This window comes from Modestobacter sp. SYSU DS0290 (genome assembly GCF_054050955.1).
This window is the reverse complement of the sequence record NZ_JBJHAI010000014.1, coordinates 87,524-110,514: the sequence shown is the minus strand read 5'-3', so window position 1 is coordinate 110,514 and position 22,991 is coordinate 87,524. Positions and strand designations below refer to the sequence as shown.

21 protein-coding genes are annotated in these 22,991 nt (G+C 74.8%); 15 read left to right on the top strand and 6 right to left on the bottom strand.

Translation table 11 applies throughout. The features are described from left to right. Positions 1-133 precede the first annotated feature (133 nt). Complete coding sequence (gene pafA, locus ACI795_RS13150; RefSeq protein WP_457075968.1) at positions 134-1,492, top strand: Pup--protein ligase; 1,359 nt, start codon at positions 134-136, stop codon at positions 1,490-1,492. A 129-nt stretch (positions 1,493-1,621) separates the two neighbouring features. Here pafA and ACI795_RS13145 read toward each other — a convergent pair whose 3' ends face one another. Further along, positions 1,622-2,740, bottom strand: a complete 1,119-nt coding sequence (locus tag ACI795_RS13145; RefSeq protein WP_457075967.1) for a DUF3866 family protein — start codon at positions 2,738-2,740, stop codon at positions 1,622-1,624. A gap of 56 nt (positions 2,741-2,796) precedes the next feature. On the opposite strand from ACI795_RS13145, the gene ACI795_RS13140 reads away from it, so the two are divergent. The 7 genes from ACI795_RS13140 to ACI795_RS13110 all read left to right on the top strand — a co-directional run bounded on the left by ACI795_RS13140 (position 2,797) and on the right by ACI795_RS13110 (position 9,969). Further along, complete coding sequence (locus tag ACI795_RS13140; protein WP_457075966.1) at positions 2,797-3,774, top strand: helix-turn-helix transcriptional regulator; 978 nt, start codon at positions 2,797-2,799, stop codon at positions 3,772-3,774. Further along, the gene (locus tag ACI795_RS13135; RefSeq protein WP_457075965.1) at positions 3,771-4,763 is read left to right on the top strand and encodes a helix-turn-helix transcriptional regulator; all 993 of its coding nucleotides are present in this window, start codon (positions 3,771-3,773) and stop codon (positions 4,761-4,763) included. Before ACI795_RS13140 ends, ACI795_RS13135 begins: the two co-directional genes overlap by 4 nt. A gap of 9 nt (positions 4,764-4,772) precedes the next feature. Beyond that, positions 4,773-4,991, top strand: coding sequence for a hypothetical protein (locus tag ACI795_RS13130; protein WP_457075964.1), 219 nt, complete (start codon positions 4,773-4,775; stop codon positions 4,989-4,991). Positions 4,992-5,100: 109 nt separating this feature from the next. Continuing rightward, positions 5,101-5,427 (top strand): Sec-independent protein translocase subunit TatA, encoded by a 327-nt coding sequence (gene tatA / locus ACI795_RS13125; protein ID WP_457075963.1) that lies wholly within the window; start codon positions 5,101-5,103, stop codon positions 5,425-5,427. 93 nt (positions 5,428-5,520) lie between these two features. After that, positions 5,521-6,405, top strand: a complete 885-nt coding sequence (gene tatC, locus ACI795_RS13120; RefSeq protein ID WP_457075962.1) for a twin-arginine translocase subunit TatC — start codon at positions 5,521-5,523, stop codon at positions 6,403-6,405. A 75-nt stretch (positions 6,406-6,480) separates the two neighbouring features. After that, positions 6,481-9,312, top strand: a complete 2,832-nt coding sequence (locus ACI795_RS13115) for a DEAD/DEAH box helicase (protein WP_457075961.1) — start codon at positions 6,481-6,483, stop codon at positions 9,310-9,312. A 387-nt stretch (positions 9,313-9,699) separates the two neighbouring features. After that, a complete protein-coding gene (locus ACI795_RS13110) occupies positions 9,700-9,969 on the top strand; it encodes a DUF4333 domain-containing protein (RefSeq protein ID WP_457075960.1) in 270 nt (89 codons plus the stop codon). Positions 9,970-9,975: 6 nt separating this feature from the next. On the opposite strand, the gene ACI795_RS13105 is transcribed toward ACI795_RS13110, so the two are convergent. Next, positions 9,976-10,893, bottom strand: a complete 918-nt coding sequence (locus ACI795_RS13105; RefSeq protein WP_457075970.1) for a 5'-3' exonuclease — start codon at positions 10,891-10,893, stop codon at positions 9,976-9,978. Between the two features lie 75 nt (positions 10,894-10,968). Between ACI795_RS13105 and ACI795_RS13100 the strand changes: the two genes are divergently transcribed. The 3 genes from ACI795_RS13100 (at position 10,969) to ACI795_RS13090 (ending at position 13,763) form a co-directional block, all read left to right on the top strand. After that, a complete protein-coding gene (locus tag ACI795_RS13100) occupies positions 10,969-12,114 on the top strand; it encodes a M24 family metallopeptidase (protein WP_457075959.1) in 1,146 nt (381 codons plus the stop codon). Then, positions 12,089-12,562, top strand: coding sequence for an Lrp/AsnC family transcriptional regulator (locus ACI795_RS13095; protein ID WP_457075958.1), 474 nt, complete (start codon positions 12,089-12,091; stop codon positions 12,560-12,562). The genes ACI795_RS13100 and ACI795_RS13095 overlap by 26 nt, the downstream gene beginning before the upstream one ends. An 88-nt stretch (positions 12,563-12,650) precedes the next feature. After that, positions 12,651-13,763 carry an Rv2578c family radical SAM protein gene (locus ACI795_RS13090; protein ID WP_457075957.1) on the top strand — a complete coding sequence of 371 codons (1,113 nt, stop codon included), beginning with the start codon at positions 12,651-12,653 and terminating at the stop codon, positions 13,761-13,763. A 5-nt stretch (positions 13,764-13,768) separates the two neighbouring features. Here ACI795_RS13090 and ACI795_RS13085 read toward each other — a convergent pair whose 3' ends face one another. Then, positions 13,769-14,581: a hypothetical protein gene (locus ACI795_RS13085; protein WP_457075956.1), complete on the bottom strand. Its 813-nt coding sequence runs from the start codon at positions 14,579-14,581 to the stop codon at positions 13,769-13,771. A 203-nt stretch (positions 14,582-14,784) separates the two neighbouring features. Here ACI795_RS13085 and ACI795_RS13080 point away from each other — a divergent pair, with 203 nt between their 5' ends. After that, the gene (locus ACI795_RS13080) at positions 14,785-15,927 is read left to right on the top strand and encodes a glutamate--cysteine ligase (protein ID WP_457075955.1); all 1,143 of its coding nucleotides are present in this window, start codon (positions 14,785-14,787) and stop codon (positions 15,925-15,927) included. A 38-nt stretch (positions 15,928-15,965) separates the two neighbouring features. After that, positions 15,966-16,832, top strand: coding sequence for a lysophospholipid acyltransferase family protein (locus ACI795_RS13075; protein WP_457075954.1), 867 nt, complete (start codon positions 15,966-15,968; stop codon positions 16,830-16,832). A gap of 1 nt (position 16,833) precedes the next feature. Here the strand turns inward: ACI795_RS13075 and ACI795_RS13070 are convergent, their stop codons facing one another. From ACI795_RS13070 to ACI795_RS13060, 3 genes are all read right to left on the bottom strand, one after another. Then, positions 16,834-18,267: a lipase maturation factor family protein gene (locus ACI795_RS13070; protein ID WP_457075953.1), complete on the bottom strand. Its 1,434-nt coding sequence runs from the start codon at positions 18,265-18,267 to the stop codon at positions 16,834-16,836. Positions 18,268-18,274: 7 nt separating this feature from the next. Further along, positions 18,275-18,787, bottom strand: a complete 513-nt coding sequence (locus ACI795_RS13065) for a GNAT family N-acetyltransferase (RefSeq protein WP_457075952.1) — start codon at positions 18,785-18,787, stop codon at positions 18,275-18,277. Between the two features lie 139 nt (positions 18,788-18,926). Further along, positions 18,927-20,291 carry a KamA family radical SAM protein gene (locus tag ACI795_RS13060; protein WP_457075951.1) on the bottom strand — a complete coding sequence of 455 codons (1,365 nt, stop codon included), beginning with the start codon at positions 20,289-20,291 and terminating at the stop codon, positions 18,927-18,929. A gap of 141 nt (positions 20,292-20,432) precedes the next feature. On the opposite strand from ACI795_RS13060, the gene kdd reads away from it, so the two are divergent. Together kdd and ACI795_RS13050 are read left to right on the top strand one after the other, a co-directional pair. Further along, complete coding sequence (gene kdd / locus ACI795_RS13055) at positions 20,433-21,473, top strand: L-erythro-3,5-diaminohexanoate dehydrogenase (RefSeq protein WP_457075950.1); 1,041 nt, start codon at positions 20,433-20,435, stop codon at positions 21,471-21,473. Further along, positions 21,470-22,984, top strand: coding sequence for an amidohydrolase (locus ACI795_RS13050; RefSeq protein ID WP_457075949.1), 1,515 nt, complete (start codon positions 21,470-21,472; stop codon positions 22,982-22,984). The genes kdd and ACI795_RS13050 overlap by 4 nt, the downstream gene beginning before the upstream one ends. Positions 22,985-22,991: the final 7 nt, after the last annotated feature.

Genomic DNA, 22,991 nt, shown 5'->3' with positions numbered 1-22,991 from the left:
CCGCCGCCCCCCCCCCCCCCCCGCCCCCCCCCCCCCCCCCCCCCCCCCCCCCCCCCCCCCCCCCCCCCCCCCCCCCCCCCCCCCCCCCCCCCCCCCCCCCCCCCCCCCCCCGCGGCGGCATAGGCTCGGTGAGGTGGAACGACGGATCTTCGGCATCGAGACCGAGTACGGCGTCACCTGCACCTTCCGGGGGCAGCGTCGCCTCTCCCCGGACGAGGTCGCGCGGTACCTCTTCCGCCGGGTCGTCTCCTGGGGGCGCAGCTCCAACGTCTTCCTGCGCAACGGGTCCCGGCTCTACCTGGACGTGGGCAGCCACCCCGAGTACGCCACCGCCGAGTGCGACGACCTCACCGAGCTGGTCGTCCACGACAAGGCGGGCGAGCGGATCCTCGAGGGGCTGATGGTCGACGCCGAGCAGCGCCTCGAGGAGGAGGGCGTCACCGGCGACATCTACCTGTTCAAGAACAACACCGACTCGGCCGGCAACAGCTACGGCTGCCACGAGAACTACCTCGTCGGCCGGCACGGCGAGTTCGGCCGGCTCGCCGACGTCCTCATCCCGTTCCTGGTCAGCCGGCAGATGGTGGTCGGCGCCGGCAAGGTGCTGCACACCCCCCGCGGCGCCGTCTACTGCGTGAGCCAGCGCGCCGAGCACATCTGGGAGGGCGTCTCCAGCGCCACCACCCGCTCCCGGCCCATCATCAACACCCGCGACGAACCGCACGCCGACGCCGAGAAGTACCGCCGGCTGCACGTCATCGTCGGCGACTCCAACATGAACGAGACGACGACGCTGCTCAAGGTCGCCATCACCGACCTGGTGCTCCGCATGATCGAGCAGGGTGTCGTGATCCGGGACATGACGCTGGAGAACCCGATCCGGGCGATCCGCGAGATCAGCCACGACATGACCGGACGGCGCAAGGTGCGGCTGGCCAACGGCCGCGAGATGTCGGCCCTGGAGATCCAGACCGAGTACCACGACCGGGCGGCGGAGTTCGTCGACCGGGAGGGCCTCGGCCCCGTGCACCGGCAGATGCTCGAGCTGTGGGGCCGCACGCTCAAGGCGGTCGACACCGGCGACCTCGGCCTCATCGACCGGGAGGTCGACTGGGCCAGCAAGTACCGGCTCATCGAGCGGTACCGGGCCAAGCACGACCTGCCGCTGTCCAGCCCGCGGGTGTCCCAGCTCGACCTCGCCTACCACGACATCCGCCGCGGCCGCGGGCTGTACTACCTGCTGGAGAAGGCCGGGCAGGTCGAGCGGGTGGCGCACGACCCGCTCATCTTCGAGGCCAAGAACGTGCCCCCGCAGACCACCCGGGCCAAGCTGCGCGGTGAGTTCATCCGGCGGGCGCAGGAGAAGCGCCGCGACTTCACCGTCGACTGGGTGCACCTCAAGCTCAACGACCAGGCTCAGCGCACCGTGCTGTGCAAGGACCCGTTCAAGTCCGTCGACGAGCGCGTGGAGAAGCTCATCTCCAGCATGTGAGCCGGTGCGGCGGTTTCCGCGGCTGGCGCTGACCGTCCGCCTTCCACGGCCCCTACCCGCTTCCCACGTGCTGCAGCGCGGGGGAAGCCCACGGAGAGCGTGGGAAGACCGGGGGAGCGGCGGGGTAGATCAGGCCGGCGGGGCGCCGAACAGGGCCAGCTGGGCGGCGAACCGGCCCGCGGCGGCCGCGGCCAGGAAGTACGCGCGGTCCTCGGCGACGCCCCGGCCCATCGTCGACATCTGCACCGGCGAGCCGGCCAGCGCGTCGTCGAGCCCCTCGGTGTCCACCCACTCGACCACGTTGCGCTCGGGCTGGCTCGCCAGGTCCTCCTCGACCTGAGCGCCCAGCTCCGACCCGATGCCGCGCGGCGCCACCAGGGTCACCCCGCCCATCGCCACCCGGCCGAAGGCGGTCAGCGAGTGGTGGGAGACGCCGCGGTGCCGGGGCCGCGGGTCGGCGTCGGAGATCCGCAGCGCCCCGATGGTCTGCCCACCGAGGACGTGCACCGCGTTGCACGCCTCCCCGGCGGCGACCCCGGAGAAGCCCCACGGCGTCCCGGTGCCCAGGTTGCCCGGGCCCTGCGCCACCACGGTGACGTCGGCCCGCAGCACGTGCCGCGCGGCGAGCAGCCCGGTGTGCACCGTGACCGCCTCCAGGTCGCCGCCGAACGCCTGCCCCACGGTGACCACCCCGGCCAGTGACGGGCCCAGGGCGTCCAGCGTCCGGGAGAACGCCGCAGGCAACGCCCCGCCGTCGGTCATCACGTAGGCCACCCGCAACGCCGGGTCGGTGACGTGCACGCCGGCGAGCACGGCCGGCAGCGCCGAGTGCAGGTCGGCCACGACCACCGGCATCCCACCGAGGTCCTCGGCGGCAGCGATCGCCTCGTGGTGCTCGGTCTCCTGCTCGTCGACGCCCTGCACGGTCACCTGCAGCGGCGTGTACCGGCCCTTGACCAGGTGACCGGGGCCCTCCGGGTCCGGCGGCAGCCGGTCGGGCACCGCGACCACGAGCGCGTACCCGCCGGTGCCCAGCTGCTGCGCCCACGCGGTGGTGTTCAGCAGCACCTCGTCGCCGACCTCGGGGCTGCCCACGAGCGAGGGATGCGCGAGGGCGCGGATCGCGCCGTCGTCGAACACCTTGACGGTCATCTCCTGCGCGTCGCGCCAGGCCCGGCCGAGCTCGGTGACCCGCCCGCGTCGCCAGCGGATCCGGGAGGCCGGGGCAGGGGAGGGGGGAGTCGTCACCGTCGCAGGCTAACCAGCGGGCGAGCCACGGGCAGCCGGAGCACTAACCTGTGCCCGTGGCAGCCAAGCGGGCGGAACGACTGGTGAACCTGGTCATCGCCCTGCTCGGCACCCGGCAGTACGTGTCGGCGGCCAAGATCCGGGCCACCGTCCCCGGCTACGAGCCCGACGACGGCACCGACCGCGCCGACGAGGCGTTCAAGCGGATGTTCGAGCGGGACAAGGCCGAGCTGCGCGAGATCGGCGTCCCGCTGGAGACCGGCCGCACCAGCGTCTTCGACACCGAGGACGGCTACCGGATCGCCCGCGCCGACTACGAGCTGCCCGAGATCACCCTCACCGGCGAGGAGGCCGCCGCGGTCGGCCTCGCCCTGCGGCTGTGGCAGTCCGCCCAGCTGGCCGGCGCGGCGCAGAGCGCGCTGGTGAAGCTGCGCGCGGCCGGGGTGGACGTCGACCCGGGCCGGGTGCTGCCCATCCAGCCGCGCCTGGACGCCGGCGAGCCGGCCTTCGAGCCCTGCTACGCCGCGGCCCGCGACCGCCGGGTGCTCACCTTCGACTACCGCCGTCCCGACGAGCAGCGCCCGGCCCGCCGCCGGGTGCAGCCGTGGGGCGTCGTCGCCTGGCACGGCCGCTGGTACCTGGTCGGCCACGACCTGGACCGGCAGGCCCCGCGGGTCTTCCGGCTCTCCCGCGTCGCCGGGACGCCGAAGGCCAGCGGCCCGGCGGGGGCCTTCGCCCCGCCGCCGGACCTCGACCTGGCGTCGGTGGTGGCCGGCTCCGAGCAGCGCGAGGAGCAGGTCGTCGTCGTCCGGGCCCGCCCGGGGACGGCGATCGGCCTGCGCCGGCACGCCACGGTCCTGGGCACCAGCGAGGACGGCGACGACCGGCTGGAGCTGCGCACCACCGAGCCGTGGGCGCTGGCCGACCAGCTGGCCGCCTACGGTGCCGACGTGCTCGTCGAGTCCCCACCCCGCATGCGCGAGGCAGTCGTCGAACGCCTCACCCGGCTGGCCGCGCTGGGGGAGCGGGCATGACGGCGGCGAGCACCGCCGAGCGGATGACCCGCCTGCTGGCCCTGGTGCCCTACCTGCAGTCCCGCCCGGACGGCGTCCGGCTGGCCGACGCCGCTGCCGACTTCGGCGTCCCCGAGGCCCAGCTGCGCCGCGACCTGGACCTGCTGTGGGTCTGCGGGCTGCCCGGCCACGGGCCCGGTGACCTGATCGACCTGGCGTTCGAGGGCGACCGGGTGCGGGTCACCTTCACCGCCGGCATGGTGCGCCCGCTGCGGCTGACCACCGACGAGGCGGTCGCGCTGATCGTGGCGCTGCGGACGCTGCTCGAGCTGCCCGGGCTGGCCGAGGGCGAGGCGGTCAGCCGCGCGCTGGCCAAGGTCGCCACCGCCGCGGGGCAGCCCGCGGAGCTCGCCGCCCCGGTCGCGGTCAGCGTGGGCGCGGGGGAGGAGTCCCTCGCCGTCGTCCGGCAGGGGCTGGAGCGCCGGCGCGCGCTGCACCTGCGCTACTACGTGCCCAGCCGCGACGAGCGCACCGATCGGGTGGTCGACCCCATGCGCCTGCTGCTGGTCGACGGCCACTGGTACCTGGAGGCCTGGTGCCGCAACGTCGAGGGCGTGCGGCTGTTCCGGCTGGACCGCATCGACGACGTCACCGTGCTCGACTCCCCGGCGGCCCCGCCGCCACAGGCCCACGAGCGCGACCTGGAGTCCGGCCTCTACCAGCCCAGCGGCACGGAACCGCTCGTCCGCCTCCGGCTGGCCCGCGCCGCCCGCTGGGTGGCCGACTACTACCCGGTGGAGGAGCAGACCGAGGTCGACGACCCGCCGGGTGGTCTGGCGATCGCGGTGCGCACGTCGGACCTCGCCTGGGCCCGCCGGCTGGTCGCCTCCCTCGGCGGCGCCGCCGTGGTCGACCAGCCGGCCGGGCTGGCCGCCCAGGTCGCCGCCGAGGCCCGGGCCGCCCTGGCCCGCTATGCGGATGCCGGCGACAGCGACCACCGGTCCGGTTAGGGTCTTCCCGTGCTGCTGGTCGTCTGGATCGTCGTCGCCGTGCTGGCCGTCGTGGTGCTCGGCAGCATCACCTACACCCTGATCGGGGCGCTGGGCCGGCTCACCGGTGAGCTGCGCCGCCTCGACGGTGAGGTCCGGCCGGTCCTCGCCGAGGTCCAGGCCACCCTCGACCGGGCGGCCGCCCAGCGCGCCGCGAGCCCGACCGACCCCGCGTCGGCGCCCCGCTGACCAGCTGGCTGAACAACAGGTGGACGGCGGCTGCACACCCTCGTCGAGGGGCTGTCCGACCGTCTCCCCGGCGTAGAGTCAGCGCCACCACGACCACTCGGAGGACCCGATGAACCTCGGCCCGATGGAGATCGGCCTGATCATCCTGGCCGTCCTGCTCCTCTTCGGCTACAAGAAGCTGCCGGAGGCCTCCCGCTCGATGGGGCGCTCGATGCGCATCTTCAAGAGCGAGATGAAGGGCATGAAGGACGACGACGTCCGCACCAAGGACGAGGCCAAGACCACCCCGGTCCGCGGCGAGATCGTCCCCCCGACGCCGGTCACCCCCGCCGCCGTCGACTACGAGGCGGAGCTCCGCGCCGCCGAGGCACGGGCCGCCGAGGCGCGCGCCCGCGCCGAGCAGGCCCGCGCGTCGGCTGCCGCCGACGGTCGCTGATCCACCGCACCCTCGGAGCACCCGCCCGTGACCCTGGCAGGGCGAACGCGTGACCGCCGCCCGCGGCGTCCCCCTCGGGACGCCGCGGCGACGATGTCCCTGATCGGCCACCTCCGCGAGCTGCGCAACCGGATCGCCAAGGCGCTGCTGGCCCTGCTGGTCGGCACCGCCGTCGCGTTCTGGTGGTACGAGCACGGGCTCGGCGACTTCATCCGGGCCCCCTACTGCGGCCTGCCGGACGACCTCCGGTTCAACGGCGGCAGCGAGCAGGAGTGCGGCCTGCTCATCACCGACGTGCTGAGCGGCGTCTTCATCCGGCTCAAGGTGAGCTTCCTCTGCGGGGCGGTCCTCTCTGCACCGTTCTGGCTGTACCAGCTGTGGGCATTCGTCACCCCGGGGCTGAAGAAGAACGAGAAGGCCTACGGGTTCGGCTTCGTCGCCGTCTCCTCCACGCTGTTCGCCCTGGGGGCGGCGCTCGCCTACATCTCGCTGTCCGCCGGCCTGGAGCTGCTGCTCAGTCTGGCCGGCAGCGGCACCGTCATCGCGCTGACCGCGCAGGACTACATCGGTTTCGCGCTCTCCCTGCTGATCGCCTTCGGGGTGAGCTTCGAGGTGCCGCTGCTGGCGGTGGCGCTGAACCTGGTGGGCGTCCTCAGCCACGAGACGCTGGCCAAGGGCCGGCGGTGGATCTTCTTCCTCACCATCGTCTTCGCCGCGTTCATCACCCCCACCCAGGACCCGTTCACCATGCTCGCGATGGCCGGGCCGATGATCGTGCTGTTCGAGCTCGCCATCCAGATCGCCCGCTTCGTCGACCGGCGGCGGGCCAAGAAGGCAGCCGCCGCGGGCCTGGCCGGGCTCGACGACGACGAGGCCTCCCCGTTCGTCGGCGGACCGTCGGCGCTGGACACGACCCCCAGTGGCCTCGACACCACCGCGAGCCCACTCGACGAGCCGGACCCGGTCGAGCGCTCCTGACCTGACGGCCTTCCTGCAGGGGCTCGCCGCGAGCGTGCGAGTGGCGGGGGGCAGGGAGGTCCTTACTGTGGGGGCATGTCCAGCCCGGCTGAGCGGTACGCGGCTGCCCGCCGGCGTGCCGCGCACCCCACCCTCGCCGACTTCACCGCAGAGCTCGGCTTCAGCCTCGACCCCTTCCAGGTCGAGGCCTGCGAGGCGCTCGAACGCGGTTCCGGCGTGCTGGTCTGCGCGCCCACCGGCGCCGGCAAGACGGTCGTGGGGGAGTTCGCCGTCCACAAGGCGCTGCAGGAGGGCCGGAAGGCCTTCTACACGACCCCGATCAAGGCGCTGTCCAACCAGAAGTACAACGACCTCGTCGACCGGTACGGGCAGGCGCGGGTCGGCCTGCTGACCGGCGACAACGCCATCAACGGCGACGCACCGATCGTGGTCATGACCACCGAGGTGCTGCGCAACATGCTCTACGTCGACTCCCCGGCGCTCACCGACCTCGGCTACGTGGTCATGGACGAGGTGCACTACCTCGCCGACCGGTTCCGCGGCGCGGTGTGGGAGGAGGTGATCATCCACCTCCCCGAGCACGTCCGGCTGGTCTCGCTGTCGGCGACGGTGAGCAACGCCGAGGAGTTCGCCGACTGGCTGGTCAGCGTCCGCGGGGACACCGCCGTCGTGGTCAGCGAGGTGCGGCCGATCCCGCTGTGGCAGCACATGCTCGTCGGGGGGCGGGTCTTCGACCTGTTCGCCCTGCGCCCCGCCGCGCACGCGGGGGAGTGGGAGCAGACCCCGCGCGGGCAGTCGACCCGGGAGCGCGGCCGGGCCGTCGTCGACCCGGAGCTGGTCCGCTTCGTGCACGAGCAGGAGCGCCGGTACGACTCCTTCTCCGGCGGCGGGGGCGGCTCCCGTGGCGGGTTCAGCCACAAGCCGCGCTTCCGGCCGCCGTCACGGCCCGACGTCGTCGAACGACTGGACCGCGCCGGGCTGCTGCCGGCGATCACCTTCGTCTTCAGCCGCAACGGCTGCGACGCCGCCGTCCACCAGTGCCTGGCCTCGGGCATGCGGCTGACCGACGAGGTCGAGCGGTCGGCGATCGCCGAGGTCATCGACCGGCGCACCGGGTCGCTGCCCGAGGAGGACCTGCACGTCCTGGGCTTCTGGGAGTGGCGGGAGGGGCTGCTGGCCGGGTTCGCCGCGCACCACGCCGGGCTGGTGCCGGCGTTCAAGGAGACCGTCGAGGAGTGCTTCGTCCGCGGCCTGGTCAAGGCCGTCTTCGCCACCGAGACCCTCGCGCTGGGCATCAACATGCCCGCGCGCACCGTCGTCCTCGAGCGGCTGGTGAAGTGGAACGGCGAGGCGCACGTCGACGTCACGCCGGGGGAGTACACCCAGCTCACCGGCCGCGCGGGACGGCGCGGGATCGACATCGAAGGCCACGCGGTGGTGGTCTGGGCCCCCGGCGTCGACCCGGCGGCCGTCGCGGGGCTGGCCAGCACCCGCACCTACCCGCTCAAGTCCTCCTTCCGGCCCAGCTACAACATGGCGGTCAACCTGGTCGGCACGCTGGGCCGGGCGCGGGCGCGGGAGCTGCTCGGCTCCTCCTTCGCCCAGTTCCAGGCCGACCGCTCGGTGGTCGGCCTGGCCCGGTCCGCCGCCCGGCACGAGGAGACGGCGGCCCAGCTGCAGCGGGAGATGAGCGGCGGGCTCACCGACGCCGCCCTGGACGTCGCCGGCTACGCGAAGCTGCGGCTGGAGATCTCGGAGCGGGAGAAGGCGCTGTCCCGCGACACCCAGGCCCGCCGCCGGCTCGAGGCCGCGGAGTCGCTGGAGGCGCTGCGCCCCGGCGACGTCATCCGGGTGCCGTCCGGGCGCCGCCAGGGCCTCGCCGTGGTGCTCGACCCGGGCGTCACCGAGCTCGCCGACCCCCGGCCGCTGGTGCTCACCGAGGACCGCTGGGCCGGTCGTCTGGCGGCGGTCGACTTCCCCAGCCCGGTCAGCGCGCTGGCCCGGGTCAAGGTGCCGAAGAACTTCAACCACCGCAGCCCGCACGCCCGCCGCGACCTCGCCTCCACGCTGCGGAACGCGCGGGCGGAGAACGGGCTGGGTGCGCGCCGCACCAAGAGCCGCTCGGCCGCCGACGACGACCCGGTGCTCGCCGACCTGCGGCACGCCCTGCGCGCACACCCCGTGCACGGGCTGCCCGACCGGGAGGAGCGGGTGCGCGCCGCCGACCGCTGGCTGCGCGAGGTGCGGGACGCCGAGCGGCTCCACCGGCAGATGGCCGAGCGCACCGGCTCCCTGATCCGCCAGTTCGACCGCACCTGCGACGTCCTCACCGAGCTGGGCTACCTGGTGCCCGAGGCGCAGCCCGCCGCCGACGAGGGAGAGCCCGACCGGGTGACCGACGCCGGTCGGCAGCTGGCCCGGCTGTGGACCGAGACCGACCTGCTCGCGGCCGAGTGCCTGCGCGCCGGGGCGTTCCGCGGTCTCACCCCCGCCGAGCTCGCGGCCTGCGTCTCGGCGCTGGTGTTCGAGGCCCGTCGGGAGAGCCTGGCCACCCCGTCGGTGCCGGCCGGCAAGGTCGCCGGCGCACTGGCCGAGATGCGCCGCGTGCGCACCCGGCTGTTCGACGTGGAGACCGAGCACGGCGTGCCGGCCACGCGCGACCTGGACCTGGGGTTCGTCTGGGCGGCCTACCGGTGGGCCGACGGGCAGTCGCTGGACCGGGTGCTCGCCGGCGCCGAGCAGGCCGGCACCGAGCTGTCCGGCGGGGACTTCGTCCGCTGGGCCCGCCAGCTGATCGACCTGCTCGACCAGCTGGCCAAGGTCGCCGACGAGCCGCTGGCCGGGGTGGCCCGGTCCGCCGTCGGCCGGGTGCGGCGCGGGGTCGTGGCGGTGGCGGTCACCGGCTGACGGCACGGCGTCCCGGCGTGGGACACAATCGCAGCCGCCCGATCCCTCGACGGAGGAACTCCGATGAGCCAGCCACCGCAGGGCCCGCCGGAGCCCGATCGGGACCCTCGTCCGGCGGCGCCCGGCTGGGTCGGGCAGGGCGGCTGGGGGCCGCCCGCGGGGCGGCCCGCCCCGGTTCCACCGCCGTACCGACAGCCACCGCACGGCGAGCAGTGGGCGCCACCCCCGTACGGACAGCCCCCGTACGGGCAACCCCCGTACGGGCAACCCCCGTACGGGCAACCCCCGTACGGGCAACCCCCGTACGGGCAGTTCCAGTACGGGCAGCCTGGCTGGGGAGCCCCACCGACGCCTCCGCCCCGCCGCTCACGCCGGGGGGTCCTCGCCGTGCTCGCCGTCGCCCTGTTCGCCCTGGTGGTGCTGCTCACGCCCGGGTTCGGCTCGACCCGGCTGGACCCCGACGCGGTCGAGCGCGATGTCGCCGCGCAGTACGAGGAGCTGCGCGGTGTCCCGCTGGAGCTGCGCTGCGAGGAGCCGATGCCGGTGGCGGAGGGCGGGACCTACGAGTGCGCGGGGACCACCGCCGAGGGCGATCCGGTGACGGTGACGATCCAGGTCACCGGCGCCGACGGCGCCTACACCTGGGCCGACCGCTGACCCGACTCAGCCCAGCGCGTCCTCCGGCCAGCCCAGGGCCGCGCCCAGCCGGCGGACCGAGGACTCCAGCCCGTGGCGCTCGGCCAGCGCGGCGAGGGTGCCGGGGTCGGCCGGGCGGGCCGGCAGGTCACCGGAGACCGGCGGCAGGTCGATCGAGGTGACGACGGCGACCACCGCCGGTGCCGCGGCCAGGTAGTCCGCGGCGGCGGTGAGCTTCGCCAGCACCGCCTTGGTCAGCGGCGCCTTCGGCACGACGGTGCGGGCGGCGGCCGCCCGGATCCCGGCGAGGGACCCGAACTCGTTGATCAGCGCGGCCGCGGTCTTGGCGCCCACCCCGGCGACGCCGGGCAGCCCGTCGCTCGGGTCGCCACGCAGCACCGCGAAGTCGGCGTAGGCGCGGCCCGGGATGCCGTACTTCGCCGCGACCGCGGCCTCGTCGACGAACTCCAGGTCGGTGATCCCGCGGTTGGTGTAGAGCACCCGCACGCCACGGGCGTCGTCGACCACCTGGAAGAGGTCGCGGTCACCGGTCACGACGTCGACCGGGCCCCGCGCGCGGGCGGCCAGCGTGCCGATGACGTCGTCGGCCTCGTACCCCGGCGCACCCACCCGGGCCAGCCCGGCGGCCGCGAGCACCTCGACCAGCACCGGCACCTGCGGCGCCAGCTCGTCCGGGGTCTCCTCCCCGCCCTCCGGCGCCACCCGGTGCGCCTTGTAGGAGGGGACGGCGGCGACCCGGAACGCCGGCCGCCAGTCGTCGTCCCAGCAGGCGATCAGCCGCTGCGGCCGGTGGGCCACCACCAGCCGGGCGGTTATGTCCAGGAACCCGCGCACCGCGTTGACCGGCCGCCCGTCGGGTGAGGTCACCGAGGTGGGGACGCCGTAGAACGCGCGGAAGTAGAGGCTGGCGGCGTCCAGCAGCATCGTCGTCACGCGCGCGACGGTAACGGCCTGGTGACGACGGGGGACCACGCCGGTGGCCGTGGTTAGTCTGCCGAGGTGTCCGGATCTGCTGCCTCGTCCCCGCTGGTCTCCATCGACCGGGTGCACGCCGCCCGAGCGGTCGCCGACGAGGTCGGCGTCGACGTCGTCGTGGTCACGCCGGGCTCGGACCTGCGCTACCTCTGCGGGTACGACGCGCACGCCATGGAGCGGCTGACCGCCCTGGCCGTGCCCCGCCGGGGCGAGCCGCTGCTGGTCGTGCCCCGGCTGGAGGCGCCGATGGTCGAGGCGTCCCCGGCCGGCGCGCTGGGCCTGGAGGTGCTGGCCTGGGACGAGACCGACGATCCCTTCGCCCGGCTGGCCGACGCCCTCACCGGGCGGCTGGGGTCCGCGCCGCAGCGGGTGGCGGTGGGCAACCGCACCTGGGCCGAGCACGCCCTGGGCATCCAGCGCGCGCTGCCGGGCTCGACCCTGGAGCTCGCCGCCCCGGTGGTCGACCGGCTGCGGATGGTGAAGACGCCGGCCGAGGTCGAGGAGCTGGCGCTCGCGGGTGCCGCGATCGACCGGGTGCACGCCCGGATGGGGGAGTGGCTGCGGGTCGGGCGCACCGAGGCCGCGGTGGGTGCCGACATCGCCGCGGCGATCCTGGCCGAGGGGCACGTCGGGGTCGACTTCACCATCGTCGGCTCCGGGCCGAACGGGGCCAGCCCGCACCACGAGCTCTCCGACCGGGTCGTGCAGGCCGGTGACCTCGTGGTGGTGGACATCGGCGGGGAGACCGCCACCGGCTACCGCTCGGACTGCACCCGCACCTACGTGGTGGGCGGCTCGGCCGACGCCGAGACCGCCGAGTGGTACGCGGTGCTCCAGCGCGCGCAGGAGGCGGCGACGGCGGCGGTGCGCCCGGGCGCGACGTGCGAGCAGATCGACGCGGTGGCCCGCGACGTGATCACCGACGCCGGCTGGGGCGAGCAGTTCATCCACCGCACCGGGCACGGCATCGGGCTGGACACCCACGAGGCGCCCTACGTCGTCGCCGGCAACGACCTGCCGCTGGAGCCGGGGATGGCGTTCTCCGTCGAGCCCGGCATCTACCTGGCCGGCCGATGCGGTGCCCGGATCGAGGACATCGTGGTCTGCACCGACGACGGCGTCCGCACGCTGAACGAGGGCCCCCGTGAGCTCGTCGAACTCCCCGGCTGACCCCGGCCCGGCCCCCGACGTCGACCGGGCGCTGCTGTCGGCGCTGGCCCGGGACGGGCGGGCCAGCTACACCGACCTCGCCGAGCGGGTCGGGCTGTCGGTCTCCGCGGTGCACCAGCGGGTACGGCGGCTGGAGCAGCGCGGGCTGATCACCGGGTACGGCGCCCACCTGGACGCCAAGCTGCTCGGCCTGCCGTTGACGGCGTTCGTGTCGATCACCCCGATCGAGGCCGCGCAGCCCGACGACGCCCCGGCCCGGCTGGCGCACCTGAGCGCGATCGAGGAGTGCCACTCGGTCGCCGGCGTGGAGAGCTACATCCTCAAGGTGCGGGTGGCCTCACCCGACGCGCTCGAGGTGCTGCTGCAGGAGATCCGGGCCGCGGCCAACGTCACGACCCGGACGACGGTCGTGCTCTCCACCGCCTACGAGAAGCGCCCGCCGATCTGAGAAAGGGCCTCCTCGCCCCCCGCCCCTCGCACGCTCGCGGCGGGGCCCTGCGAGGGGTCACTGGACAGCGGTTCGAACGTGTGTTCGGATGGGCGGCATGCGGTGGGACGCCCAGAAGCTCGACCTCGACGAGCCGACGACGCTGCCCGGGCTGCCCACGGTCCGCGGTCTGCTGCGCCGGGTGCAGGTGCCGGAGTTCCCCGGGCTGACCTTCCACGAGGTGCGGGCCAAGAGCGCGCTGAACGCCGTCCCGGCCGGTTCGGCCATGCCGTTCGGGCACACGATCAACCCCTACCGGGGCTGCTCCCATTCGTGCACCTACTGCTTCGCCCGGAGCACGCACGAATGGCTCGAGTTCGACAGCGGCAAGGACTTCGATGAGCAGATCGTGGTCAAGACCAACATCGCCGAGGTGCTCCGCCGCGAGCTGGCCCGCCCCTCCTGGCAGCGGGAGCACGTTGCACTGGGCACCAACACCGACCCGTACCAGCGGGCCGAGGGCCGCTACCGGCTGATGCCCGGGATCATCACTGCGCTCGCCGGGTCGGGGACGCCGTTCTCGGTCCTCACCAAGGGCACGCTGGCCCGCCGTGACGTCCCGCTGCTGGCCGCCGCCGCCCGGGACGTGCCGATCGGGATGGGGGTGTCGATGGCCATCTGGGACGACGACCTGCACCGGGCGCTGGAGCCCGGCGTCCCCACCCCGCGGGCGCGACTGGACCTGGTCCGGGCGATCACCGACGCCGGGCTGCCGTGCGGGGTGTTCCTCGCCCCGGTGCTCCCCGGGCTCACCGACCGGGTCGACCACCTCGAGACCGCGATCGCGGCCATCGCCGCCGCCGGTGCCACCGGGGTCACCGTGTTGCCCCTGCACCTGCGCCCCGGCGCGCGGGAGTGGTTCACCGCCTGGCTGTCCCGGGAGCCCCCCACGCTGGTGCCGCGCTATCGGAAGCTCTACGGCCGGGGTGCCTACGTCCCCGCGGAGTACCGGTCCTGGTTGGCCGGCCGGGTCGCCCCGCTGCTCGCCCGCCACGGCCTGGACCGGCAGAGCGGCGGCGCGGCCCGCGGCCTGGCCACCGGCTCGGCGACCGGCCTGCCCGGCGACGAGTCGGCCGGTTTCCCCGCCGGCAGCCTGCCGTCCCCGGCTGCGGATCGGGCCCGGACGCCGGCCGCGGAACCCGAGCAGCTGGCCCTCTGCTGACGGTGTCAGCCGGCCAGCCGGGACGACCGGTGCACGCTGCGGAGCGCCCGAACCGTGCCGCGGACGGCGACGGGCGGCGCACCCGCCGCCAGCGCCAGGCGACGGTAGGAGTCGTAGGACAGCGTCAGGTACACCACGGCCAGGGCATCGGCCGCCGGGCGGTGCCGGGGCAGCGCGGTCGCCTGCAGGTGGCGCCCGGTGTTGGCGGCGTGCTTGGCGAACGTGGTCTGCAGCGCCTGGGTGGACAACCGCCCGCCGACCCGGCTGTCCACGCCGGGTCCCCGGCGCAGCGCGGGCAGCACCCACGGGCTGGCGGCCAGCGCGGGAAAGCGGTCCCGGGTCGCCTCCCACGCCGTCCATGCCTGCGTGGCGCCCTGGACGGTCCAGTCGCCGTCGTCGGTGCTGATCCGCAGCCCTCGCCCGGACACCTCGACCTGGTCCCGGCGCAGTGACCGGAACTGGCCCACCGTCGCCGGCCACTGCAAGGCCAGGGCGCACCACGCCACGGTGCGCAGGTGCTCGGGGTCGTCGCTGCGCATCTCGGTGAGCGGCCGCAGGTCCAGCACCGGGGGATCCGGCTCAGGAGTGGCGGGGAGCGGGAGGTCCAGCCCGCCGTAGCGGGCGACCTTGCTGTACAGCGTGACGGTCGCCGGCTTCCACTCCCGCGCGGCGGCCAGCTCCTCGAGCCCGCCGGCCGCGAGGTCGTCCGGCCCCAGGTCGAGCTCGAGCGCGGCCTCGACCAGCCGGCGCCACTGCACCTCGTACCCCCGTGGGGCCGACAGCCGCCCCCAGGCGCGCTCCGGCGGCGGGACAGGCATGTCCGGCAAGGGTGGGTGCCAGCGACCCGACATGACCGGACACTACCGTTATCCCCAACAATGTCGCGACATCTCGTCGTGGTCACCTGCCGAGACCGACGTCACGGCACCCTCCGGGCGCCGCAGCAGTGACGCCACCCGCTGGTGAGCGCACCGCGGGCCCGATGAGGCACCTCAGCCGCCGCACCGGTGATCATGGCGACGTGCGCACCGTGGGAGTCGAGGAGGAACTGCTGGTCGTCGCCGAGTCGGGGACCCCGGTACCACTGGCCCCCGAGGCGCTCGAGACGGCGGCCCGCCGCGGGGAGGCGGAGACCGTCGACGACCACGACCGAGCCGAACAGCGGGACGACGACGGCTCGGCCGAGGCGCACCTGGTGCCCGAGCTGAAGGAGCAGCAGATCGAGCTGGGCACCCGGGTGTGCCGGGACCTGGACGACGTCACCGCCGAGCTCATCTGGTGGCGGTCCCGCGCCGATGCCGCCGCAGCGTCGGTGGGCGCGCGCGTGGCGGCTCTGGCCACCTCGCCGGTGCCGGTGCAGCCGGTCGCCACCCCGGGCCGGCGGTACGCCCGGATGGTCGAGGCGTTCGGCGTCACCGCCGAGGAGGTGCTGACCTGTGGCTGCCACGTGCACGTCTCGGTCGACGACGACGAGGAGGGCGTCGCCGTCCTGGACCGGATCCGGGTCTGGCTGCCGGTGCTGACGGCGCTGACCAGCAACTCCCCGTTCTGGGGCGGCCGGGACACCGGGTACGCCAGCTTCCGCTCCCAGGTCTGGAACCGCTGGCCCTCCGCCGGCCCCACCGGGCGGTTCGGCAGCCCGGAGGCCTACCACCGGCTGATCACCGACCTCACCGCGACCGGCACCGTGCTGGATGAGGGGATGGTCTACTTCGACGCCCGGCTGTCCGCCTCCTGGCCCACGGTCGAGGTGCGGGTCGCCGACGTGGTGCTGCGGGTGGCGGACGCCGTGCTGCACGCCGGGCTCGTCCGCGCCCTGGTGGAGACCGCCGCGCGCGAGTGGCGGGCCGGGATGGCCGCGCCCGACGTCCCCACCGAGCTGGTGCGCGTCGCCGCCTGGCGCGCCGGTCGGTCCGGGCTGGACGACGTCCTCGTCGACCCGCGGTCGGGTCGCCCGGCGCCCGCCGGGCAGGTGGTCGCCGCACTGCTGGCGCACGTCCGCTCCGCACTGGACGACGCGGGGGACCTCGAGCGCGTCACCGACGGCCTTGCCGAGGTCCGCAGCCGGGGTACCGGGGCGCGCCTCCAGCGGGCGGTGTTCACCGGGACCGGCGACCTCACCGCCGTGGTCCGGGAGGCGGTCGCAGCCACCCACACCAGGTGAGCGGGCCAACCTACGGAACCGTTGGCTAGGGTCCGCTCATGTACACCGCCAGCTGGGGCGACATCGTCCGTCGCGACCTCTTCGGGCCCCGTCCGGACCCCCGTGACCGGCCCTACCGGTTCGTCATCCGGATGGCGCTGGTCGTGTTCCGGCTCTTCGGCTTCCGGTTCGACGTCCGCGGCGGCGAGCACGTGCCCGCCTCCGGCGGCGCGATCGTGTGCAGCAACCACGTCAGCTACCTCGACTTCACCTTCCTGGGCCTGGCGGCCCTGCCCCAGCACCGCCTGGTCCGGTTCATGGCGAAGGCCTCCGTCTTCGGGCACTGGTTCGCCGGGCCGTTCATGCGGGCGATGCAGCACATCCCGGTCGACCGGAAGGCCGGCGCCGCGGCTTTCGACTCCGCGGTCCGGGCACTGAAGGACGGCCAGGTCGTCGGCGTCTTCCCGGAGGCGACGATCAGCAGCTCGTTCACCGTCAAGGACCTGAAGGCCGGCGCCGCGCGGATGGCCCTGGACGCCGGGGTGCCGATCCTGCCGGCCGCCGTGTGGGGCGGGCAGCGGATCGCGACCAAGGGCCACCGGGTGGTGCTCAAGCGCGGGGTGGCGGTGACCGTCGTCGTCGGCGAGCCGATCGTCCCCGAGCCGGGGGAGAAGGCGCAGGTCCTGCTGCGGCGCACCCGGGCCGCGATGGAGGAGCTGGTGGCCGAGGCCCAGCGGACCTACCCAGACCAGCCGTCCGGGGACGACGACCGCTGGTGGTTGCCCGCCCACCTCGGCGGCTCCGCACCGACGCCGGAGCAGGTCGCGGCGGGGGACACCGAGCACGCCCAGGGCCGCAAGGGCCAGCCGGAGACGCCGCACCCGGCGGCCCGCCTGCGCCGCCGCCTGACCCGCCGCGGCCGCTGACTCAACGGACCGGCCCCAGCTCCTCCCGGGTGAGCGGCGGCACGAGCTCGCGCTCGAGGGTGCGGTGCCAGAAGTCGCCGGTCTCCCGCCGCTCCGCGCGGGTGGTGAACCGGTAGCGGTAGAGGAGCACCCGGACGGCGGCCGGCGGGCGGTCCCCGAACGGCGCCGAGCGGAGCAGGCGCAGCGTGGCCGGGTCAGCGGCCAGCAGCTTGCCCAGGAACGCGGTGAGCCAGCTGCGGCCGTAGGCGGGGGAGAGGGCGACGAACCACATCAGCCAGTCCAGCCGCAGGTGGTACGGCGCCCACTGCGGCGGGCGACGGCGGGGATCACCGGGCTTGCCGCGGAACTCGTACTCCCGCCAGACGGCGTCCGGCCCCGGCTCGTCGGTCGCCTCGACCACCAGCTCCCGGCGCACCCGGGTGACCGACCCGAAGGCTCCGTAGCTGTTCACCAGCCGCAGCGGGTCGAAGCTGGTGTTCATCCGCTGCTGCCGGGACAGCAGATTGCGCACCGGGGCGACGCTGAGCACGGCGACCAGCACCGTCAGCGCGATCGAGACGGCCGCGAACCAGGTCGGGGGGGCCAGCTGCGCCGGCGGGTCGACCGGCAGCACGGCGGCGTACCAGCTGCCGTCGACCAGCCCCAGGGCGAGCACCAGGGTCAGCCAGTTGAGCCAGGCGAAGTTGCCACTGATGACCAGGTAGCCCTGGGTGACCACGACGACCAGCGCGGCGACGCCGGCGACCGGCTGGGGCGCCAGCAGGCCGAAGACGACCACCAGCTGGGTGACGTGGTTGGCCAGCGTCTCCACGCGGTGCAGTCGCGGCGGCAGCCGGTGGAACCACCAGCTCAGCGGGCCGGGCATCGGCTGGGTCTCGTGGTGGAAGTCCAGGCAGGTGAGGTCGCGCCAGCACCGGTCGCCGCGCAGCTTGATCAGCCCGGCACCGAACTCCAGCCGGAACAGCAGCCAGGCCAGCAGCCACAGCACCAGCGTCGGCGGCGCGACGTGCGCCGGGCCGAGGAAGACCATCAGGAAGCCGGTCTCCAGCAGCAGGGTCTCCCAGCCGAAGCCGTACCAGATCTGGCCGACGTTCACGATCGACAGGTACAGCGCCCACAGCGCCAGCCACAGCGCCATCCAGCCGGCCACCGGCAACCGGTCGGCCAGGCCGACGACGGCGGCCAGCGACAGTGCGATGCCCGCCCAGCAGACGCCGGCGAAGAGCCCGTCGGACCAGCGCCAGTGGAAGAGGCTGGGCGCACGGCGGAACGAGCTGTGCTGCAGGAATCGGGGTACCGGGGTCAGCCCGTGCGTGCCCAGCAGCGCCGGACCCTGGCGCAGCGCCGCGACGAACGCGAGCAGGTAGACCACCGCCACGCCCCGGGTGACGACCAGCCGGCTGAGCCAGGCGTCGGGGTCGCTGAACCACTCCACCGGTCGCTCACCCCTCCGGCGCGCTGAGCCGGAACGCCTCGACCTCGGTGCCGTACCAGCGGCGCGTGCGGCCCAGTGGCGTCATGCCGAGCCGGTCGCAGACGGCCAGCGAGCGGGTGTTGTCCGGCCGCACCACCGCGTACACCTCGGCCAGCCCCTCGTCGAAGGCCCGGTCGACGACGGCGCGGGCGGCCTCGGTGGCGTAACCGGAGCCCCAGCTGTCCGGGTGCAGGTGCCAGCCGACCTCCACCTCCCCGACCCCGTTGGGCAGCGGCTTGAGCAGCAGCGTGCCGGCGACCGGGCCGCCGTCGCGGGGCTCGATCGCCCAGCACCCGTGCCGGGAGTCCAGCTGGTGCACCAGCTCCCAGCGCTGCACCAGCTCCGCCGGCGGGACCGTCGGCGGGCCGCCGAGCCAGCGGGTCACCTCGTCCCGGCTGTACAGGTCGGCCAGCCGGGCGAGGTCGGCGGCGTCCGTCGTCCAGGCGCGCAGCCGCAGCCGGTCGGTGCACAGCAGGTCCACCGGTCCTGGCTACCGCTGTCGTCCGGGCCGGAAACGCCTGTCGGGCCGAGCGGCGGCGTCCTGGCTCACCGTGCTCGCTCCTGGCTCACGGTGTGGCATGAGCCAGGAGCAAGCACGATCAGGTCACCTGATCCCGGGCTCAGCCGACGGGGGAGAGGGCGCCGGCGCGCTGCTCGGCCCACCAGGCCCGCCCCGACGCCGGCAGGGTGTGCACCGGGTCGTAGTAGACGTGCCGGCGGTCCAGCGCGGCGGCGTCGGTGCGCTCGATCCCGGTGCGGTAGTTCTTCGTCCACCAGCTGATGCCGCGCTCCCGGTCGTACTCGGCGACCTGGTGCACCCAGCGCTTCCCGACGTAGGGCACGTCGCAGACGATCCGCGGGGTGGCGAAACCGGGCAGGTAGCCCATCAGGTCGTGCTGCAGCGTCTGGGCGTGCGCGAGGGAGACCCGCCAGTGCTCGGCGCTGGGGATCATGTCGCACATGTAGAAGTAGTAGGGCGTGATCGAGGCGCCGTCGAGCAGGGCGAAGCACAGGTCCAGCAGCTGCCCGGCGGTGGCGTTGACCCCGGCCAGCAGAACGCCCTGGTTGCGCACGTCCCGCACCCCGGCGGCCAGCAGCGCCCGCGCGGCCTCGGCGACCAGCGGGGTCACCGACTGGGCGGCGTTGACGTGGGTGTGCACGGCCAGGGCCACCCCGCGCTCGCGGGCGGTGGTGGCCAGCCGGGTCATGCCGGCGACCACGTCGTCCTGCAGCCAGTGCTGCGGCAGCCCCATCAGCGCCTTGGACGCCAGCCGGACGTCGCGCACCGACTCGATCTCCAGCAGCCCGGCGACGAACGCCTCCAGGTTCCGGAACGGCAGGTTCGCGACGTCACCACCGGAGACGACGACGTCGCGCACGCCCGGGTTGTCGCGCAGGTACTGCAGCATCGCGCCCTGCCGGTCGACCGGCCGGAGCTCGAACCTCAGCTTCGCGACCGCGGGGGTCGAGTTGCCGACCAGGTCCATCCGGGTGCAGTGCCCGCAGTACTGCGGGCAGGTCGACAGCAGCTCGGCGAGCACCTTGGTCGGGTAGCGGTGGGTGAGCCCCTCGACGGCCCACATCTCGTGCTCGTGCAGCGAGTCGCGGGAGGCGTGCGGGTGACTGGCCAGCTCACCGGGCAGCCGGTCGGAGGCCACCGGGAGCATGTACCGGCGCACCGGGTCGGCCAGCATCGCCGCGGTGGTGGGCACCGCCGCCGGCACCATGGTGTTGAGCACCTGCGGCGGCAGGAGCAGGGACATCGTCGCCCGTCCGGCCTGGTCGGCCTCGACGTCGGCGTAGAACGGCTCGTCCAGCAGGTCCCCGTAGACGCCACGCAGCTGCCGCAGGTTCTTCACGCAGTGCGCACGCTGCCACTGGGCGCTGCGCCACTCGGCCGCCGTCACCCCGGCGAAGCCGGGCAGCCGGCGCCAGTCCGGCTCGACGAGCTCCCGGGCGAGGTACTCGTAGGGCTGCTCCAGCACCGCTGCTCCGTCCTCCGTGGGGGTGCACGCGCACGCACACACCCTGGCGACTCCGTGCGGCGACCATACGGGAACTCCTTCGGTCATCGGTCGGATCCGCGATAGGTTCTCCACCAACTCCGTACGCAAGACGAAGGACGGGTGCCGGTGGTGATCGACGCGTTGCACCGCACCCTGGGCGTCCACCGGGTGCTCGACCCGCCCGGGGTGCTGCCGCAGGCGGCCACCCGGCTCGACGCCGACCCGCGCATCGGCCCCGACGAGGTGCGCATCGCGGTCTCCCGGCTCAACCTCGACGCCGCCTCGTTCCGCCAGCTGTCCGAGGCGCACGGCGGCGACGGGGACGCCGTCCGGGCTGCCGTGCTCGGCATCGTCGAGAGCCGCGGGAAGATGCACAACCCGGTGACCGGCTCCGGCGGGATGCTGGTCGGCGTCGTGGCGGAGGTCGGCGACCGGTCGCCCCTGGGCCTGGTGCCCGGCGACCCGGTGGCGACGCTGGTCTCGCTCACCCTGACCCCGCTGCGGATCACTGACGGGCTGGCCCGCTGGGACGGGCGCAGCGAGCAGGTGCCCACCTCCGGAACGGCGATCCTGTTCGCCCGCTCGATCGCCGCCGTCCTCCCCGAGGACGTGCCCGATCCGGTCGCGCTGGCGGTGCTCGACGTCTGTGGGGCGCCGGCCGCCACCGAGCGCGTCGTGCACCGGGCCGGGCACCGCCCCTCGGTCGCCGTCCTGGGCGCGGCCGGCAAGTCCGGCTGCCTGAGCCTGGCCGCGGCCCGGGACGCCCGCGCCGGCCGGCTGGTGGGCGTCGTGCGGGACGACGCCGAGGCCACGGCCCTGCGGGCGGCGGGCCTGGCCGACGAGGTCGTCGTCGCCGACGCCACCGACCCGCTGGCGGTCGCGGCCGCGGTGGGGGAGCCGGTCGACGTCACCGTCGTCTGCGTCGACGTCCCCGGCGCGGAGCACGGAGCGGTCCTCGCGACGGCCGACGGCGGCACCGTGGTCTTCTTCTCCATGGCCACCTCCTTCTCGGCGGCGGCCCTCGGAGCAGAGGGGATGGCAGCAGACGTGACGATGCTGGTCGGCAACGGCTACACGCCGGGGCACGCGGCCCTGGCGATCGACCTGTACCGGCGGACGCCGGGGGTGCGGGCCCTGATCGACCCGCGGGTGGTGCGGTGAACCTGCTGGTCACCGACGTCACCGTGGGCGACCGGCCGGGGCGGGCGGTGCACGTGGTCGACGGCCGGATCGCCTGGCTGGGCGACGCGACCGACGCCCCGTCGGCCGACCGGGTGCTGGACGGCGGGGGAGCGCTGCTCACGCCGGCGTTCGTCGACGCCCACGTGCACGCCACCGCCACCGGGCTGGCGCTCACCGGGCTGGACCTGGCCGGCGCCGACAGCCTGCGGTCGGCGCTCGCCCGGGTCGCCGACCACGCCGCGGCGACCCCGACCGGCGTGGTGCTGGGCACCGGCTGGGACGAGACCGCCTGGCCGGAGGGGCGTGGCCTGACCCGGCACGACCTGGACCTTGTGGTGGGGGACCGGCCGGCGTACCTGGCCCGCATCGACGTCCACTCGGCGACGGTCTCCACCGCGCTGCTGGACCGCCTGCCGCGGGTCACCGAGCTGGCCGGCTTCTCCGCGGACGGCCGCCTGCGGCTGGACGCGCACCACGCCGCGCGGCAGCTGGCCTACGGCTCGGTCGACCCGGTGCAGCGGCGCACGGCCCAGCGGGCCACCCTCGACGCGGCCGCGGCGCTGGGGATCGGGACGGTGCACGAGATGGCCGGTCCGGAGGTCTCCGGCGCCGACGACCTGGCGGGGCTGCTGCAGCTGGCCGCCGAGCAGCCCGGACCCCGGGTGCTCGGCTACTGGGGCGAGCTGTTCGAGCGGGGCGGCCTGGACGTCGTCGCCGACCTGGGCCTGGCCGGTGCTGGCGGCGACCTGTTCTGCGACGGGGCGTTCGGCTCGCACACCGCGGCGCTGAGCAGCCCCTACACCGACCGGCCGGAGACCACCGGGGCGCTGCGCTTCGACACCGGCCAGCTGGTCGAGCACCTGCGCGCCTGCACGGAGGCCTCGGTCCAGGCCGGCTTCCACGTCATCGGCGACGCCGCGGTGGCCCAGGTGCTCACCGCCGTCGGCGCCGTCGTCGACGAGCTGGGGCGGGACGCCGTCCGGGCCTGCCGGCACCGGCTGGAGCACCTGGAGATGGTCGACCTCGACGCGATGGACCAGCTGCGCCGCTGGGGCATGGTCGCCAGCGTCCAGTCGGCGTTCGACGCGCTGTGGGGCGGCCCGGAGGGCATGTACGCCGAGCGGCTCGGGGTGGACCGGGCGGTGGCGACCAACCCGCTGGCCGACCTGGTCGACGCCGACGTCCCGGTCGCCCTGGGCAGCGACGCACCCGTGACCCCGATGGACCCGTGGGGCGGGGTGTACGCAGCGGTCGACCACACGACCCCCGGCTCGGGGATGCGCCCCTTCGACGCCTTCGACGCCGCAACCCACGGCGGCTGGGTGGCCGCGCGCGCCGAGCACCCCGAAGGGCCGCTGGCGGTCGGTGCGCCGGCGGACCTCGCCCTGTGGGCGACCGAGCTGACCCTCTCCGCCGTCCTGAGCGCCCGCGCCCGCCCGGCCTGCCGCCGGCTGATCGTCGCCGGCCACCCGATCGGAGACCCCCGATGACCCACCC

What these genes read in the sequence shown, in the direction of transcription:
- ACI795_RS13075 (WP_457075954.1), top strand. Translation starts at nt 15,966, where the DNA reads ATGTACACCGCCAGCTGGGGCGACATCGTCCGTCGCGACCTCTTCGGG.
- ACI795_RS13115 (WP_457075961.1), top strand. Translation starts at nt 6,481, where the DNA reads ATGTCCAGCCCGGCTGAGCGGTACGCGGCTGCCCGCCGGCGTGCCGCG.
- ACI795_RS13085 (WP_457075956.1), bottom strand. Translation starts at nt 14,581, where the DNA reads ATGCCTGTCCCGCCGCCGGAGCGCGCCTGGGGGCGGCTGTCGGCCCCA.
- ACI795_RS13105 (WP_457075970.1), bottom strand. Translation starts at nt 10,893, where the DNA reads ATGCTGCTGGACGCCGCCAGCCTCTACTTCCGCGCGTTCTACGGCGTC.
- ACI795_RS13090 (WP_457075957.1), top strand. Translation starts at nt 12,651, where the DNA reads ATGGGCGGCATGCGGTGGGACGCCCAGAAGCTCGACCTCGACGAGCCG.
- tatC (WP_457075962.1), top strand. Translation starts at nt 5,521, where the DNA reads ATGTCCCTGATCGGCCACCTCCGCGAGCTGCGCAACCGGATCGCCAAG.
- tatA (WP_457075963.1), top strand. Translation starts at nt 5,101, where the DNA reads ATGAACCTCGGCCCGATGGAGATCGGCCTGATCATCCTGGCCGTCCTG.
- ACI795_RS13135 (WP_457075965.1), top strand. Translation starts at nt 3,771, where the DNA reads ATGACGGCGGCGAGCACCGCCGAGCGGATGACCCGCCTGCTGGCCCTG.